16 protein-coding genes are annotated in these 15,229 nt (G+C 60.4%); 10 read left to right on the top strand and 6 right to left on the bottom strand.

What is annotated here, in order from left to right; all coding sequences use genetic code 11:
• Both dusA and tal read left to right on the top strand, forming a co-directional pair.
• Positions 1-943, top strand: a 943-nt coding sequence (gene dusA / locus ASB58_RS05840) for a tRNA dihydrouridine(20/20a) synthase DusA (RefSeq protein ID WP_118129647.1), incomplete at its 5' end; no start/stop codon positions are given.
• Positions 944-1,018: 75 nt separating this feature from the next.
• The gene (gene tal, locus ASB58_RS05835) at positions 1,019-1,960 is read left to right on the top strand and encodes a transaldolase (RefSeq protein ID WP_096006457.1); all 942 of its coding nucleotides are present in this window, start codon (positions 1,019-1,021) and stop codon (positions 1,958-1,960) included.
• Here the strand turns inward: tal and rssC are convergent.
• A complete protein-coding gene (gene rssC, locus ASB58_RS05830) occupies positions 1,949-2,434 on the bottom strand; it encodes an anti-sigma factor antagonist RssC (RefSeq protein ID WP_096006462.1) in 486 nt (161 codons plus the stop codon). The genes tal and rssC overlap by 12 nt on opposite strands.
• Positions 2,434-3,630, bottom strand: coding sequence for a PP2C family protein-serine/threonine phosphatase (locus ASB58_RS05825; protein WP_118129646.1), 1,197 nt, complete (start codon positions 3,628-3,630; stop codon positions 2,434-2,436). The genes rssC and ASB58_RS05825 overlap by 1 nt, the downstream gene beginning before the upstream one ends.
• Positions 3,631-3,858: 228 nt before the next feature.
• Here ASB58_RS05825 and ASB58_RS05820 point away from each other — a divergent pair, with 228 nt between their 5' ends.
• The gene (locus tag ASB58_RS05820) at positions 3,859-4,158 is read left to right on the top strand and encodes a PilZ domain-containing protein (RefSeq protein ID WP_118129645.1); all 300 of its coding nucleotides are present in this window, start codon (positions 3,859-3,861) and stop codon (positions 4,156-4,158) included.
• A 67-nt stretch (positions 4,159-4,225) separates the two neighbouring features.
• Here ASB58_RS05820 and ASB58_RS05815 read toward each other — a convergent pair whose 3' ends face one another.
• A complete protein-coding gene (locus ASB58_RS05815) occupies positions 4,226-4,954 on the bottom strand; it encodes an MlaA family lipoprotein (protein WP_118129644.1) in 729 nt (242 codons plus the stop codon).
• A 103-nt stretch (positions 4,955-5,057) separates the two neighbouring features.
• Between ASB58_RS05815 and ASB58_RS05810 the strand changes: the two genes are divergently transcribed.
• From ASB58_RS05810 to ASB58_RS05800, 3 genes are all read left to right on the top strand, one after another.
• Positions 5,058-5,486 (top strand): acyl-CoA thioesterase, encoded by a 429-nt coding sequence (locus tag ASB58_RS05810; RefSeq protein WP_235827226.1) that lies wholly within the window; start codon positions 5,058-5,060, stop codon positions 5,484-5,486.
• Positions 5,487-5,594: 108 nt separating this feature from the next.
• Positions 5,595-6,158, top strand: coding sequence for a hypothetical protein (locus tag ASB58_RS05805; protein WP_118129643.1), 564 nt, complete (start codon positions 5,595-5,597; stop codon positions 6,156-6,158).
• Positions 6,159-6,223: 65 nt separating this feature from the next.
• Entirely contained in the window at positions 6,224-6,502 is a 279-nt protein-coding gene (locus tag ASB58_RS05800; protein ID WP_083724115.1) for a DUF4404 family protein, read from the top strand.
• Between the two features lie 51 nt (positions 6,503-6,553).
• On the opposite strand, the gene queF is transcribed toward ASB58_RS05800, so the two are convergent.
• The 3 genes from queF to ASB58_RS05785 are packed head-to-tail and all read right to left on the bottom strand — an operon-like array spanning position 6,554 to position 9,150.
• Positions 6,554-7,390: an NADPH-dependent 7-cyano-7-deazaguanine reductase QueF gene (gene queF, locus ASB58_RS05795; RefSeq protein WP_118129642.1), complete on the bottom strand. Its 837-nt coding sequence runs from the start codon at positions 7,388-7,390 to the stop codon at positions 6,554-6,556.
• Positions 7,391-7,439: 49 nt separating this feature from the next.
• Entirely contained in the window at positions 7,440-8,216 is a 777-nt protein-coding gene (locus tag ASB58_RS05790; protein WP_118129641.1) for an ABC transporter permease, read from the bottom strand.
• Between the two features lies 1 nt (position 8,217).
• Entirely contained in the window at positions 8,218-9,150 is a 933-nt protein-coding gene (locus ASB58_RS05785; protein ID WP_118129640.1) for an ABC transporter ATP-binding protein, read from the bottom strand.
• Positions 9,151-9,379: 229 nt separating this feature from the next.
• On the opposite strand from ASB58_RS05785, the gene ASB58_RS05780 reads away from it, so the two are divergent.
• The 4 genes from ASB58_RS05780 to ASB58_RS05765 all read left to right on the top strand — a co-directional run bounded on the left by ASB58_RS05780 (position 9,380) and on the right by ASB58_RS05765 (position 14,996).
• Positions 9,380-10,690 (top strand): spinster family MFS transporter, encoded by a 1,311-nt coding sequence (locus ASB58_RS05780; protein WP_096006467.1) that lies wholly within the window; start codon positions 9,380-9,382, stop codon positions 10,688-10,690.
• Between the two features lie 244 nt (positions 10,691-10,934).
• Entirely contained in the window at positions 10,935-13,403 is a 2,469-nt protein-coding gene (locus tag ASB58_RS05775) for an acyl-CoA dehydrogenase (RefSeq protein WP_118130007.1), read from the top strand.
• Positions 13,404-13,505: 102 nt separating this feature from the next.
• Positions 13,506-13,907, top strand: coding sequence for a PA2817 family protein (locus tag ASB58_RS05770; protein WP_096006468.1), 402 nt, complete (start codon positions 13,506-13,508; stop codon positions 13,905-13,907).
• 99 nt (positions 13,908-14,006) lie between these two features.
• Positions 14,007-14,996, top strand: coding sequence for an alpha/beta fold hydrolase (locus ASB58_RS05765; RefSeq protein ID WP_235827225.1), 990 nt, complete (start codon positions 14,007-14,009; stop codon positions 14,994-14,996).
• Positions 14,997-15,229: the final 233 nt, after the last annotated feature.

Genomic DNA, 15,229 nt, shown 5'->3' with positions numbered 1-15,229 from the left:
TTGGACTGATCGCCACTACCGCTACTTTGCGCGACTGATCAGCCGTCATGCGTTGCTGTACACAGAGATGGTGACCACCGGTGCTGTGCTGCATGGCGACCGTGAACGGTTCCTCGGTTACCACAGCGCAGAGCAACCGGTGGCGCTGCAGCTGGGCGGCAGCAGCCCGCAGGAGCTGGCGCAGTGCGCGGCGCTGGCCGAGGCGGCCGGGTATGCGGAGGTGAACCTGAATGTCGGCTGTCCGAGCGATCGAGTGCAGAACAATATGATTGGCGCCTGCCTGATGGCCCACCCCGAACTGGTGGGCGACTGCGTGAAGGCTATGCAGGATGCCTGCAGCACGCCGATCACCGTCAAGCACCGCATTGGCATCAATGGCCGCGACAGCTACCAGCAGCTATGCGACTTTGTCGGCACCGTGCACGCCGCCGGTTGCACCAGTTTTACGGTGCATGCGCGCATCGCCATCCTTGAGGGCTTATCTCCGAAGGAAAACCGGGAGATACCGCCGCTCAAGTACGAGGCAGTGCAGCAACTCAAGCGCGACTTCCCGCAGTTGGAAATCATCCTCAACGGTGGCCTCACCAGCCTGGACGTCATGCAGGCTCAACTGGACCACGTGGATGGCGTGATGGTGGGGCGCGAGGCGTATCACAACCCCTGGCTGCTCGCTGCGGTGGATCAGGCGTTCTTCAACGACGACCACCCACAGCCAACACGGCTGGAGGTACTGGCGCAGATGCGGCCCTACATTGAGCAGCATCTGGCCGCCGGCGGACAGATGCACCACATCACCCGGCACATGCTGGGGCTGTTCCAGGGCTTGCCGGGCGCTCGGCACTTCCGACGGGAACTGAGTACCACCATTCATCGCACCGAGCAGCCGTTGGCGCTGTTCGATCAGTTGTTTGAGCAGATGCAGGCCAGGCTAGAAAGAGCATAAGACCTGTTGGCGATTGCGACTGTCAGAGCGCATAGGGTAAGGTCAGGCAAAGCCCTATGGAACCTGCCTAGCATCATGACCTCGAAACTCGACAGCCTGAAACAGCACACCCAGATCGTCGCCGACACCGGCGACATCGACGCTATCGCCCAACTGCAACCGACCGACGCCACCACCAACCCCTCCCTGCTGCTCAAGGCAGCCTCGCTGCCCCGCTGCGAACCGCTGCTGCAACAGGCCATCGCCGACGCCAAGGACAGCAGCGATCCGGTCGCCAACGCCTGCGACCGTTTTGCGGTGGCCATCGGACGGGAGATTCTGCAACTGATTCCGGGCCGAATTTCCACCGAGGTAGATGCCCGCCTCTCCTTTGATACCGCTGCCACGCTGCGCAAGGCCGTCGAGTTGATCGAGCTATATGAGCGTGCAGGCGTTACCCGTGACCGCGTACTGATCAAGATCGCTGCCACCTGGGAGGGCATACAGGCCGCTGCGGCGCTGGAACGTGAAGGCATTCAGTGCAACCTGACGCTGCTGTTCTCCTTCGCCCAGGCCCAAGCCTGTGCCGACGCCGGAGTCTATCTGATCTCGCCGTTTGTCGGCCGCATCTATGATTGGTACAAGCATCACGAAGGACGCGACTACGCAGGCCTGGACGACCCGGGCGTGCAGTCGGTGGCGCGCATCTTCCGCTACTACAAGCAGCACCTGTACAGCACCGTCGTCATGGGGGCCAGCTTCCGCAATACCGGACAAATCGAGGCTCTGACCGGCTGTGATCGTCTGACCATCAGTCCGCAACTGCTGGAAAGCCTGCGCGAGCAACAGGGCACCCTGCAGCTATCGCCCGCCCTGACTCAGGGTGAGGTCGACGAACGTCAATTGCTGGACGAGAAGGCGTTCCGCTGGGCACATAATGAAGATGCCATGGCAACGGAAAAACTGGCGGAGGGGATTCGGGCCTTTGCAGCAGATCAACTCAAGCTGGAGCGCCTGATAATGGCGTCAGGCGTCTGATTCCAGCGCGCTGACCAGATCGCGAAAGGCTTCACGGTTGCTGTCGTTGAGATTCATCAGGATACGGTGTGCTTCGAGCACCTTACGCTTGACCTTCTCTTCGGACAGCATCTGCGCGGGCAGATCCTGCAACTCTTCGCAGCTGGGCGTGCTTTCCGGCACGATATTGAATACCTGATCAAAGCCCATGCTTTGCAGCAGACGGTTCATATCATCGTGGTTGGACACCAGCGTCGGCAGAAAGCCGACTTTTTGCCGCGACAGGATGGACAGCTTGGCCAACAGGCCAAGGGACGTACTGTCAATGCACTCGGTTTCAGTCAGATCAATGACGATCGACTCGAAGCTGAGCACGCTGAAGATTTTTTCGATATAAGAATCCAGCGCCGCACAGAGCGTGAGGCGTACGTCACCAATGAACTTGAGCACGAAGGTGCCCTGCTCTTCGGCAAACTGGATCTTGCCAGTGGTCATCATTCTGCGTTCCTGCTCAACACCAACACGGAAATGTCATCAGGCATGGTTTTATTGGGATCCAGCCCCAGGGCCGCCATAATACCCTGCATCGTCCCGCCATGCTCGGCAATTAATGCCGGCAAACGGGCTTCCTTATCCTTCAGCGTAGAGCCTTCCAGGCAATCCAGCACACCATCGGAACACAGCGTCAGGCTAAAACGCTCCGGGAGCTCGATGGTTTCATTCTGATACTCGGCATCTTCAAACAGGCCAACCGGGCGCCCCTTGCCGGTGAGATAACGCGCCTGACCTTCAGTATAGATAACCGGCAGGGGTAAATGCCCGCCAATACTGTAAGTAAGCGTACGCGCCTGCTCATCAATCACGCCACCGAGCATGGTGACGTGCTTGCCAAGCTTGCAGCTGATCAGGCTGCGATTGATGTGACCAAGCACATCCGAGGGCTTGAACTCGATTCGGCCGCTCGCTCGCCCTTCGGTTTTGCGCTGTTCGTACATCAACCGCGTGGTCATGAACTTGAGCAGCACGGTAACGAAGGCCGACGACGAACCGTGTCCGGAGACATCGGCAAGGTAGAACCCCAGCTGAGAATCCGAAATACGGAAATAATCGACAAAGTCGCCGGACAGATACAGCGACGGAATCAGTCGATGCTCCAGCTTGTATTCGCCACTGACCCAAGGCGTCTGCGGCAGCATGTTGAGCTGCACCTGGTGACCTGCGGCCTGATCATCGCGCAGCTCTTTAAGATGCACCTCAAGCTCACGATTGGCACGCTCCAGGCGCTCCCGGATTCGCTGGTTTTCCAACCGCAGCCGTGCGCGATCCAGCGCTCGACGCACGGCGTGCGACAACACTTCCGGGTCGTGCATGGGGTTGAGCAGGAAATCACTGGCGCCCAGGCGCAGGGCTTCCACCGCGTCAGCCATGGCGCCATCGGCGCACATGACGATAACCGGCACTTCCAGCCCGGTCTCGGTGATCTGACGGACCACCTCGAAGCCCTGACCATTGCCAAGGTGCAAGTCGCAGAGCACCAGCTCCGGGCGTGCATCATGAAACAGCGCAACGCCGTCCCCGGCGGTTGCGGCTTGCAACACGTCGCAACCAAGCTCTTCCAAGTAGGCGGTCAGACGCTGGCGAACCTGATCGTCATCGTCAATCACCAGCAATGTTGTGCCTGAAGGCTGCATAGAGTCCCTACGTCAACGTCTCGGTGCGCGTTTCCACGGAGACCACAGGGTGGCTGAATCGGGCCGGCAGTACCCCGGCGTTTTCAAGGGGGAAACACTACTCCCATCCGTTCTATCTAGCAACCGTTGCCCGGCCGCATTCAGGTGCTTGTCTGCACGCCCCGGCGGCACTAGGATGAACAGCGAAATGCAACAACAAAATGTACCTGTTTGCAGCGGGAGCCGCCGATGTCATTTCATGACCAGCAGTACAGTGAAAAACGCGATTTCATGCGCATGACCATGGACACCAGCGCCCGCCTGAGCACCGGCGACCTGGAACTGGATGTTATCTGCCGAGACCTGTCCAATCAGGGCGCTCTGGTCCTCAGCCAACAGGCGGTGGGGGAAGGCAAGACCGTCACCCTGTCCATTTCTTCCCCCACACCCGGGCTGCAGGGATTGCAGGCAACGGGTGAGGTGGTCCGCTGTGAGCCTGAGGGCGATGGACAATTCAGCATCGGGCTGAAGTTCGACAGCCTGAACTGATTCAGCGCCCAGATAGCAAAACGCCCGACCTCAAACGGGTCGGGCGCAGGCACCGCACAAGGCGAACCTAGAACTCGTCAGGGACGTTGCCGTCGCGCACCTTGTACTCGCGATTCTGCAGGTAGGCGTTGCGAACAAAGGTATAACGATCACCGGTAATCAGACGCTCCCGATCCAGCAGCCCGGCACGCGCATCAATCATCTCAGTGGCAAACATCTGGTTACGCACGCGAATGTCGTTCATGTAACCGGTGTAGGTGTAATTGAAGAAGTTCTCCGGCAGCTTGGATGCCGTATCGCGCAGGGTGTTGGGACCGATAAAGGGCAACATCAGGTACGGGCCGCTTTCAACCCCCCAATAACCCAGCGTTTGGCCCAGATCTTCGTCGTTGCGCTCCAGCCCCATACGCGTGGCGACATCTACTGCACCCAGTCCGCCCAGCAAGGTGTTGAACAGAAAGCGCGACATGTCCACACCCGCCTCATTGAACTTGCCCTGCAGGGTATTGTTGACGAAGTTCATCGGCTCTTGCAGGTTGTGGAAAACGTTACCGATACCGTCACGCATGAACTCGGGCGTCACCGCCTTGTATCCCTTGGCAACCGGCTTCACCGCATAACGATCAAGGGTGTCGTTGAAGCGAAAGGTCACGCGGTTAAAGCGCTCCCACGGATCAGGATTAACGTAGTCGGACTGGTAATCATCGTAGTCATCTGCGGCAAAAACAGGTGTAATGCAGGTCAACGACAGTGCCGATAGCAGTGCAACCACGGCTCCTGTCTTCAGCGAGTTCATCAGCGGCCTCTCCAGTTCTGGCTTGGTTTCGTCAGTCAGGCAATACCGACGCAGGCCCGCAGTGTAATGCAAACCCCGATTTGATTTCAGTGAAAAATTGCCCATGACCGATACCAAAGGCCCCTTGATCTACACCACCGAACTGCCCATTCGCTATGGCGACATGGACAGCAATCAGCACGTCAACAATACCCGCTACTACCAGTACCTCGAAGAGGCGCGTATCGAATGGCTGGACGGCCTGGGGGCGCACCGCCGTCAGGTTGGCCAGGGCCTGGTTCTGCTCACCTGTACCCACCATTTTCTCAAGCCGTTATTCCACCCGGGCAAGGTCGTTGTGGAGCTCTATGCCGGCGTGGTTGGCCGCACCAGCCTGACGCTGGAACACAAGATGTACGGCAACGGCTCACCGGACCTGGTCGGCTATGGCGATGTGAAGATGGTCTGGATCGATGTCGCTAGCCAGCGGCCGATTCCGGTGCCGGACAGCGTACGTCTCGCCATGGGTGCCGAACCACTGGCTGCCCACTGAGATGCAATAGCGGCAAAGGGTACCCGGCAACATCCCGAAGTCATAAAACTGCAAAACAATTGCAAGATGATGTGCGGTCATCACCGTTTCCGACAAGGACCCCGGACCATGACCGCACCCCGGATCGAGGCCGTACTCTTCGATCTCGCCGGCACCCTGACTGCCGCCGACCCGACTCCCGACGCACTGCTACTGCTGCCGCAGGCATTGCCTTGCCTGCAGCAGCTGGCACAACGTCCATTGGCTGCCGGGCTGCTGCCAGACCAGGAAACACGGGATAGCCAGCCGCTGCGCCCCCTGCTTAAGAGTGTGCTGACCGACAGCCCCTCATTGCGTCCGTTTCCGGCCCCTGATCGCGTCGCCACGCTGGCCGTCCAGATGCAGGCTGACTGCTTGCGTCATTGCGTACTGGTATGCGGCAGCGCCGATGCCGTGCGCGCCGGCCTCAATGCAGGCCTTTGGACCGTTGGCACGGCGCTGAGCGGCGCACTGACCGAGCAACAAATGCAGCAGTGGGAAGAGCAGGACAGCGACACCCACGACCGCCTGCGACTGCAGGCCACCATGACACTGATGAACGCGGGGGCCCATTACGTGATCGACAGCGTGAACGAGCTGGGCAGTTGCCTGGACGACATCGAAGTACGCCTGAGCAAAGCCGAGTTGCCGTAAATTCGGCGGACGCGTTGTCTATCTAGGGGTATAGTGAAGCAAACCCGTAGGACAGGAGAGACTACATGCCCACAGAGCGTCTGAAATCACAGCTGGAGTCGCTGCAGGCCACCCTTAATGAAAGCGATTCACAGCTGACCGTTGAAGAACGAGAAGCCCTGCAGGCGCTGGCAACCAGCTTGGAAGCCCGACTGCTGAAAGAGCGCGGCGACGCTGACGTCGAAGAAGATCCAACCCTGGTTGATGGCGTAAACCTGATGGCCGAGCAGTTTGAAGCCCGCCACCCCACCCTCGCCGGCACGCTGCGCAGCGTGATGCAAAGCCTGGCCGACATGGGCATCTGAGCCGCTCGCCGCCCAGCAGCAACGCCCCGCCAGCCGGGGCGTTTTAGCATCTTACTGGCGTGCCAGCCGCAGATTCTCAGGCATGCCTGCCTCGGTAGAACGCCAGGGGTTGATGTCCAGCCCGCCACGGCGCACATAGCGCGCGTAGACCGTCAGTTGAGCGCCCTCCCCCAGCAACGCCAGCAGATCAAGAAAGATCCGCTCCACGCATTGCTCGTGAAAATCCGAGTGCTCGCGGAAGGACACCAAGTACCGCACCAAGGCCGCCGGGTCGAGCCGCGGGCCGCTGTAGCTGATCAGGACAGAACCCCAGTCAGGCTGACCGGTGACCGGGCAGTTGGACTTGAGCAGATGACTGTGCAGCACCTCGCTGACCTGCACCCGGCCACTGTCGAGGGCCAGCAACGAGGCGTCGTAGTGGTAACGACTGACGGCTACCTCTTCGTCATCGATACAGCGGCCCGGCAAGGTAAACATGCCCAGCTGATGCAGTTGCTGCATGCTGAATAGGCGGACGGCCACGGGGCCTTGTGCCGCCACCGACAGATCCGACTCCAGCGTCTCGAGCAGCTCTCGACGATCACGGAAAACCGTCTGATTGAGGGAATTGAGGTACAACTTGAAGGACTTGGACTCAACGATCCGCGCGGCCTTGATCGGGAAGACAAACTCCGCCGCGGCGACCTCCGGCTTGCCCGAAGGCGTCAACCAGGACAACTCGAAGCAGTTCCAGATATCTGCGCCGTGAAACGGCAGGTTCTGCGGATCGAGCCCCAGCTCCTGCCATTTTGCTTGCCGGGCAATCGGATACAACAGCGACGGTGTATAGACGCTGACATAGGCACTGGACTTGCCCAGTGGCGAATCTGTCGCTGGATGATCGGACATGCGAGTTCCCCTGCAATGGCTAAGGCCGCCGGGTGGCGGCCCGGCGCCATTATTGCCGCAGACCGGTGCCTCTGACCAGCAGCCAGTAGCTGAGGCTGTACAGAATCAGGGTAAACAGCGCCATGATCACCAACGCCGTGGCAATCGGAATATCCGAGACACCGAGAATGCCGTAGCGGAAGGCGTTGACCATATGCAGGATCGGATTGACCTGCGAAACGGCCTGCCAGAACGGCGGCAGCAGGCTGATCGAGTAGAACACCCCGCCAAGGTAGGTCAGCGGCGTCAGCACAAAGGTCGGCACAATCGAGATGTCATCGAAGGTACGGGCGAAAACCGCGTTGATAAAGCCACCCAGCGAGAACACCAGCGAGGTGAGTAACACCACGGCGATGGTCAGCCCAATGTGCTGCACCTGCAGGCGGGTAAAAAACAGCGACGTCAGGGTGACGATACAGCCGACCATCAAGCCCCGTGCCACACCACCGAAGGTATAGCCCAGCAACACCACGTGCGGCGACACGGGCGCCACCATCAGCTCCTCGATCGAGCGTTGAAACTTGGTACTGAAGAAGCTCGACACCACGTTGGAGTAGCTGTTGGTGATGACCGACATCATGATCAGACCGGGCACGATGTAATCGATGTAGCGAAAGCCACCCATCTCACCGATACGGCTGCCGATCAGGTTGCCGAAGATCACGAAGTACAGCGCCATAGTGATCGCCGGAGGCAGCAGCGTCTGCGGCCAGATGCGGGTAAAACGGCGAATCTCCTTGGTCAGGATGGTACTGAACGCCACCCAGCTCTGTTGCCAATACTGCATGTCAGGCTCCCCGTTTCTCGGCATTTTCATCGACCAGCGCCAGGAATAGCTCCTCCAGCCGGTTACTCTTGTTGCGCAGGCTAGCCACCTCAAGCCCAGCCTCGCTCAGTGCCGCAAACAGCGCATTGAGGCTCTGGGACTTGTCCACCTGGACCTCCAGCGTGTGCTCATCGACCACCTTGCAGGGGTACTCGCCCAACGCCGGCGCTGCACTCAGGCTCTGTCGCACATCCAGCAGGAAGGTTTCGACATGCAGCTCCTTGAGCAGCTCGCGCATGCTGGTGTTATGAATGATGCGGCCCTGGTCGATGATCGCGATGTGCTTGCACAGCTGCTCCGCCTCTTCCAGGTAGTGGGTCGTCAGTACGATGGTAATGCCCTGGGCGTTGATCTCCTGGAGGAACTGCCACATTGAGCGGCGAATCTCGATATCCACACCGGCGGTAGGCTCATCCAGAATCAGAAGCCTGGGCTCATGGATCAGTGCACGGGCAATCATCAGGCGGCGTTTCATGCCGCCGGACAGCATCCGCGAGGGCACATCGCGCTTGTCCCATAGCCCAAGTCGCTTGAGGTAGTGTTCGGCACGTTCCTTCGCCCGGGCCAGCGGAATGCCGTAATAGCCGGCCTGGCTGACCAGAATATCCATGACCTTTTCAAACTGGCTGAAATTGAACTCCTGGGGCACCACGCCGATACAGCGCTTGGCAGCCAGCAGCTCCCGGTCGATATCATGGCCAAAGATGCTGACCTCACCGGACGATTTGTTGACCAGTGAGGAGAGAATGCCGATGGTGGTGGACTTGCCGGCCCCGTTAGGCCCCAGCAGCGCGAAGAAATCGCCCTCGCGCACCTCCAGATCAATGCCCTTGAGGGCGCGCATTCCAGTGCCGTAGGTTTTCTCCAGGCCCCGAATACGAATAGCTGCGCTCATGCGATGCCTCACGCCTTGCAAAGTTGAGCGCTAACTATGTGGTCAAATCCGCGAGAATCAACCCCCATGCATAAGACATCAATGGAAGCGCATGAATATAGCGAATGCGAATACCGCATAGCGGAATAACGGGCTTACAAAATTGCAACAATTGCGACCGGCCGGTCGATTGTGGCTATTAACGGGACAACGTATTCTCCGGACAAAACAACAAACACCGGAGACACCAATGGCCCAAACGCCTGACACCGCGACGGACCCGAATGACGTCAGTCATCGCATAACCCCTGCCTACCGCCGCTATGCCCTGTTCATCCTGGTACTGGCCTATACGTCCAGCCACGTTGACCGCAACATCGTAGGCATCCTGATCGAGCCGCTAAAAGCCGATCTGCTGCTGTCAGATACCCAGCTGGGCTTCCTCTCCGGTATTGCCTTCGCGCTGTTCTACGCCACCCTCGGCATCCCGATCGCGATCTTCGCCGACCGCTCCAACCGTCGTAACATCATCGCCTGGTCCATCGCCATCTGGAGCGCCATGACCGCGCTGTGCGGCATGGCCAACAACTTCTGGCAGCTGGCACTGGCGCGTATAGGCGTAGGCATCGGCGAGGCCGGCTCCAGCCCGCCGTCGCACTCGATGATCGCCGACCTTTACCCCAAGGAAAAGCGCTCCAGCGCCATGTCCATCTACGCCCTGGGCGTCTACCTTGGCATCATGATCGGCTTTATCGTCGGTGGCTTTGTCGCCGAGTGGTGGGGCTGGCGTGCGGCCTTCTTTGTCGTCGGGCTGCCGGGCATTCTGATCGCCCTGCTGGTGCGCTTCACCATGGTGGAGCCGCCGCGCGGCTTCGCCGACGGCGTCAAGCCACCGCCGCTGGGCAAGGTCAACATCAAAGCCGGCTTTGCCGTGCTGTGGCGCGTGCGCACCACTCGCCACGTCGTTCTGGGTGTCAGTCTGACCGCCCTGGTAGGTTACGGCACCATCGTCTGGAACCCGGCCTTCCTGATTCGCAGCCACGGCCTGACACCCGGCCAGGTCGGCCTGTTCCTGGGCCCGCTGATGGGCGTTGTCGGTGGCCTGGGCGCCTGGATCGGCGGCATGCTGGCGGACAAGCTGGCCGCCCGTGACGCCAGCTGGAACGCCTGGATCGTTGGCCTGGCCAAGTTCCTGGCGATTCCCTTTATTGTCGCCTTCTACATGATCGACAGCACATTCTGGGCGCTGGTGGTTTACTGCCCCGCCGTCTTCCTCGGCGCGTTCTACCTCGGCCCCAGCTTTGCCATGATCCAGAGCCTCACGCCGCTGCGCAATCGCGCACTGGCATCGGCCATCATGCTGCTGGTGCTCAACCTGGTTGGCCTGGGACTAGGCCCGCAGGTGATTGGCATGGCCAGTGACCTGGTCAGCGGCAGCTTTGGCACCGACAGCCTGCGCTATGCGCTGATCGGCGCAGCCTTCCTCAACATCTGGGCCTGCGCGCATTACTACTTCGCAGGCCGCACTCTGCGTTACGATCTCGACAACGTCGACCATTAAGTGCTCTACCCCGGGTGCCCAGACGCACCCGGGGCCTCTCTCCCCTCTCCATTCCTGGCGCAAACGACTATGCTTAGTCGTGCATGCCGATGCTCATCGGCCTTCGGACCGCTCACATCACTGAGACGCCCCCATTTCGTCAGCAGAATCGGCGAAGCGGCAGCACCCACCAGACAAGAGTGGGGAATTATTCGGCGTCATGCGCGGTCAGGAGTACTGTGACGAACAAGGAGTGCGCGACATGATGACCCTGCTATGGCTGGTTGGCCTGCTGCTCTGTATCTGCGGCCTGGCCTATATTCGAACGAGTTTACTCAATGCCACCCTGGGTGTGGCTGCCTACCTCGCAGTGATGACCCTGCTGGGGCCAGTTCACTGGCTGATTGATCTGGTGCTTTGGGCACTGTTTCTCGGCATTGCCATCCCTCTGAACCTACCCGAGTGGCGCCAACGCAGCATCAGCGCTCCCCTGCTGAGCTGGTTCCGCAAGGTGCTTCCTCCGCTCTCGGATACCGAGCAGCAAGCGCTGGATGCCGGCACCGTCTGGTGGGACGGCGAACTGTTCAGCGGCCGTCCGGACTGGGGCAAGCTGCACAGCTTCCCGACGCCACACCTGAGCGAAGAAGAGCAAGCCTTCCTCGACGGTCCGGTGGAAGAACTCTGCCGCATGACCAACGAATGGGAGCTGACCACCCACCTGCAGGATCTGCCGCCGAACGTCTGGCAGTTTATCCGCGACAACGGCTTCTTTGGCCTGATCATTCCCAAGGAGTTTGGCGGCAAGGGCTTTTCTGCCTACGCCCACTCCCAGGTCGCAATGAAGCTGGCCAGTCGCAGCGGTGATCTGGGCACCACCGTCATGGTTCCCAACTCCCTGGGGCCCGCCGAGCTGCTGATGCATTACGGCACCGACGAGCAGAAGCAGCACTATCTGCCGCGCCTGGCCCGTGGCGAAGACGTTCCCTGCTTTGCCCTGACCGCCCCTGATGCCGGCTCTGACGCTGGCGCCATGCCCGACAAGGGTATCGTCTGCAAGGGCCAGTTCAACGGCGAAGAGGTGCTGGGCCTGCGCGTCACCTGGGAAAAGCGCTACATCACCCTGGGCCCGGTTGCCACCGTGCTCGGCCTGGCCTTCAAGGCCTATGACCCGGACCACCTGCTGGGCGATGAGGAGTCGCTCGGCATTACCCTGGCATTGATTCCGACCGACACCGAAGGCGTCGAGATCGGCCGCCGCCACTTCCCGCTGAATGCGGCCTTCATGAATGGCCCCAACTCCGGCAAGGATGTGTTCATTCCCATGAGCTACCTGATCGGCGGTCAGGAACGCATCGGTCAGGGCTGGATCATGCTGATGAACTGCCTCTCGGTCGGTCGCTCCATCTCACTGCCCGCTGGCAGCATCGGTGCCGCCAAGATGGCCAGCATGACCACCGGCGCCTACGCCCGCATCCGCGAGCAGTTCAATGTGCCGATTGGCGAGTTTGAGGGCATTCAGGAAGCGCTGGCACGCATCGGCGGCAATACCTATGTCATGGACGCCGCGCGCACCATGACCGCTGGCGCGGTAGACCTGGGAGAAAAACCTTCAGTGCTGTCTGCAGTAGTGAAGTATCACCTCACCGAGCGCATGCGCCAGTGCATTAACGACGCCATGGACGTGCACGGCGGCAAGGGCATCTGCATGGGGCCCAGCAACTACCTGGGCCGAGCCTACCAGTCGGTGCCGATTTCCATCACCGTGGAAGGCGCGAATATTCTGACCCGCAATATGATGATCTTCGGTCAGGGCGCCATCCGCTGCCATCCGTATGTCCTGCGCGAGATGCAGGCAGCGGCACTGGACGACGAAAACGAATCGCTCAAGCAATTTGACCGCCTGCTGTTCGAGCATGTCGGCTTTTCGCTCAGCAACGCTTCCGGCAGCCTGCTGCTGGGACTGACCGGTGGCCGCCTGGCCAACGTGCCGGACTACCCGCAGACACGCCGCTACTATCAGCAGCTGTCGCGCCTGGCAGCCGCCTTTGCCACCCTGACCGACTGCACCATGCTGATGCTGGGCGGCGAGCTGAAGCGTCGCGAGCGCCTGTCGGCACGGCTTGGCGACGTGATGAGCAACCTATACCTGGCCAGTGCCACGCTCAAGCACTTCGATGATCAGGGCCGCCCGGAGGAGGACCTGCCCTTTGTTCAGTGGGGGCTGGAAGATCTGCTGTACCGCATCGAAAACAGCCTGCATGAAATCCTGCTCAACTTCCCCAATCCGAGCATGGGTTGCCTACTGCGCGTCGCGGTTTTCCCGCTGGGTCGCCGTCTGACGCCGCCGAGTGACGAACTGGAAACCGAGATCGCTCGCATCCTGATGCGCCCAGGCGCCGCTCGGGATCGCCTGATTGCCGGTTGCTACCAAAGCGACGACCCGCAGGATGTCACCGGCCTGCTCAACACGACGCTGGAAGCCGTGCTGCAAAGTGCACCGATTGAAGCGCGTCTGCACAAGGCCTTGCGTAGTGGCGAACTCAAGCCAGAGGGCTCGGACCCGCTTGCAGCGGCTGTTGAGAGCAATCTGATTACCACCGCCGAGGCCGAGCAAGTGCGCAATGCACGCCAAGCCCGGAGCGCGGTAATCAGGGTAGACGACTTCTCCAAGGAGGAGATGACACCCGCCAAACCCCGTCGCACCAAGGCCAAAACCAAGGCCGACGACGCTTGAGCACACGTCAGGCCAGCCAGGGATGGCTGGCCTGACGCGCTCAACCTGATAGACTCGCCGGGTTTCGGCACTTGCTACACGCCCGGCCTATCAGGAGTTTCCATGTCTACCCCGCCCAGCTACCACGATTACCACCTTGCCCTGCTGCAAAGCCTGTTTGACACCATCAAGGCGCAAACCGCCCTGCTCGATCAGGTACCCGAGGAAAGTAACGAGCTCTTTATGGAGCGCTTTTCCGAACTGCTGACCCAGCTGCAGCAAGGCGATCACGACAGCCTCTACCAGGGCCAGGACATCCTTTGTCAGATCATCGCCCGCTACCCGCAAATCGCCCACCTGATTCCGCGTGACCTGCTGTGGTACTTCGGTGGCGACTGCCTGCACTTTATGCCGGACGAGGAAATTGCCCAGTTCCAGCTGCTGGACGAACATCGTGCCGAAGCCGAAGCGCGCGGCGACGTATTCGACTGGGTTCAGGCCCGACAGCTGCTGCAGGCCAACTGACCGGGGCAAACCGTTCCGTCACATCCGGCAAAGGACTGCCGTCAACTACCCAAACCCTGCTTGCTATAGTCGGACATCCCCAAGAGAAAGGAGCCGTCCGTGAAAAAGACCCTTGCCACCGCCACGCTGCTGGCCGCCTGCACCGCCCAGGCCGAATACGGCCCGCGACTCGAAGGCTTTGACTACCCCTACCCGTTGCAGACGTTCAGTTTCAGCTCGCAGCAGCAGCCACTGGAAATGGGCTATCTGGATGTCGCGCCCAGCGGTTCGGCTAACGGCAAGACCGCCGTCCTGATGCACGGCAAGAACTTCTGTGGTGCCACCTGGGAGACGACTATTGAGGTCCTCAGCAGCGCAGGCTATCGCGTTATCGCTCCCGACCAGATCGGCTTTTGCAGCTCCAGTAAACCACGGGGCTATCAGTTCAGCTTTGGCCAACTGGCGAGCAACACCGACGCGCTACTCGCCTCGCTGGACGTCAACAAGGCTACCGTGATTGGCCACTCGATGGGTGGCATGCTGGCCGCACGCTATGCACTGAACCACCCGGACCGAGTCGAGCAACTGGTGCTGGTCAACCCGATCGGCCTGGAAGATTGGCAGGCGGAAGGCGTGCCCTATGCCACCATTGATCAGCTCTACCAGAGCCAGCTGAAAACAACCCGCGAAGGTATCAAGAACTACCAGCTGAAGTTCTATTACAACGGTGAGTGGAAGCCCGAGTACGACCGCTGGGTAGATATGAGCTACGGCATGTACGCCGGCCCCGGCAAGGAGATCGTCGCCTGGAACCAGGCGCAAACGGCCGAGATGCTGTTCACCCAACCGGTGGTGCACGAGTTCGGCAATATCGAGGCGCCGACGCTCCTGCTGATTGGCGGCAAGGACCGCACTGCACCCGGCGCCAATCGCGCGCCCGAAGCAATCGCGCAGCGCCTGGGCAACTACCCGGAACTGGGACAAAAGACCGCCGATGCCATCCCCAACGCCACGTTAGTCGAGTTCCCCGAGCTGGGTCGCTCACCCCAGGTGGAGGCGCCCGACCAGTTTCATCAGGCACTGCTGAGAGGGCTCGGGACAGCCGACTAAGCGTCCTTGCGGTCAGTACGGGCCGCTTGCGCAGAAACAAAAACCGCCTTATGGGCGGTTTTTTCATTGCGTCTGAAGCGAAACACGCGACTCAAGCTCGCGGGGCTCCCCGCCCAGCAGCTACCCGCCCAGCCCGACCTCGGCAAGCTCGCACTCTACCAACGGAGCCATTCCTTTAGCGCCCGAATGTCGGGCACAAAAAAACCGCCTCAAGGACGGTTTCTTTGTTACAT

This window comes from Pseudomonas abyssi (assembly GCF_003444685.1).
In the GTDB taxonomy this organism is placed as follows: Bacteria; Pseudomonadota; Gammaproteobacteria; order Pseudomonadales; family Pseudomonadaceae; genus Halopseudomonas; species Halopseudomonas abyssi.
This window is presented reverse-complemented; position numbering and strand designations above follow the sequence as displayed.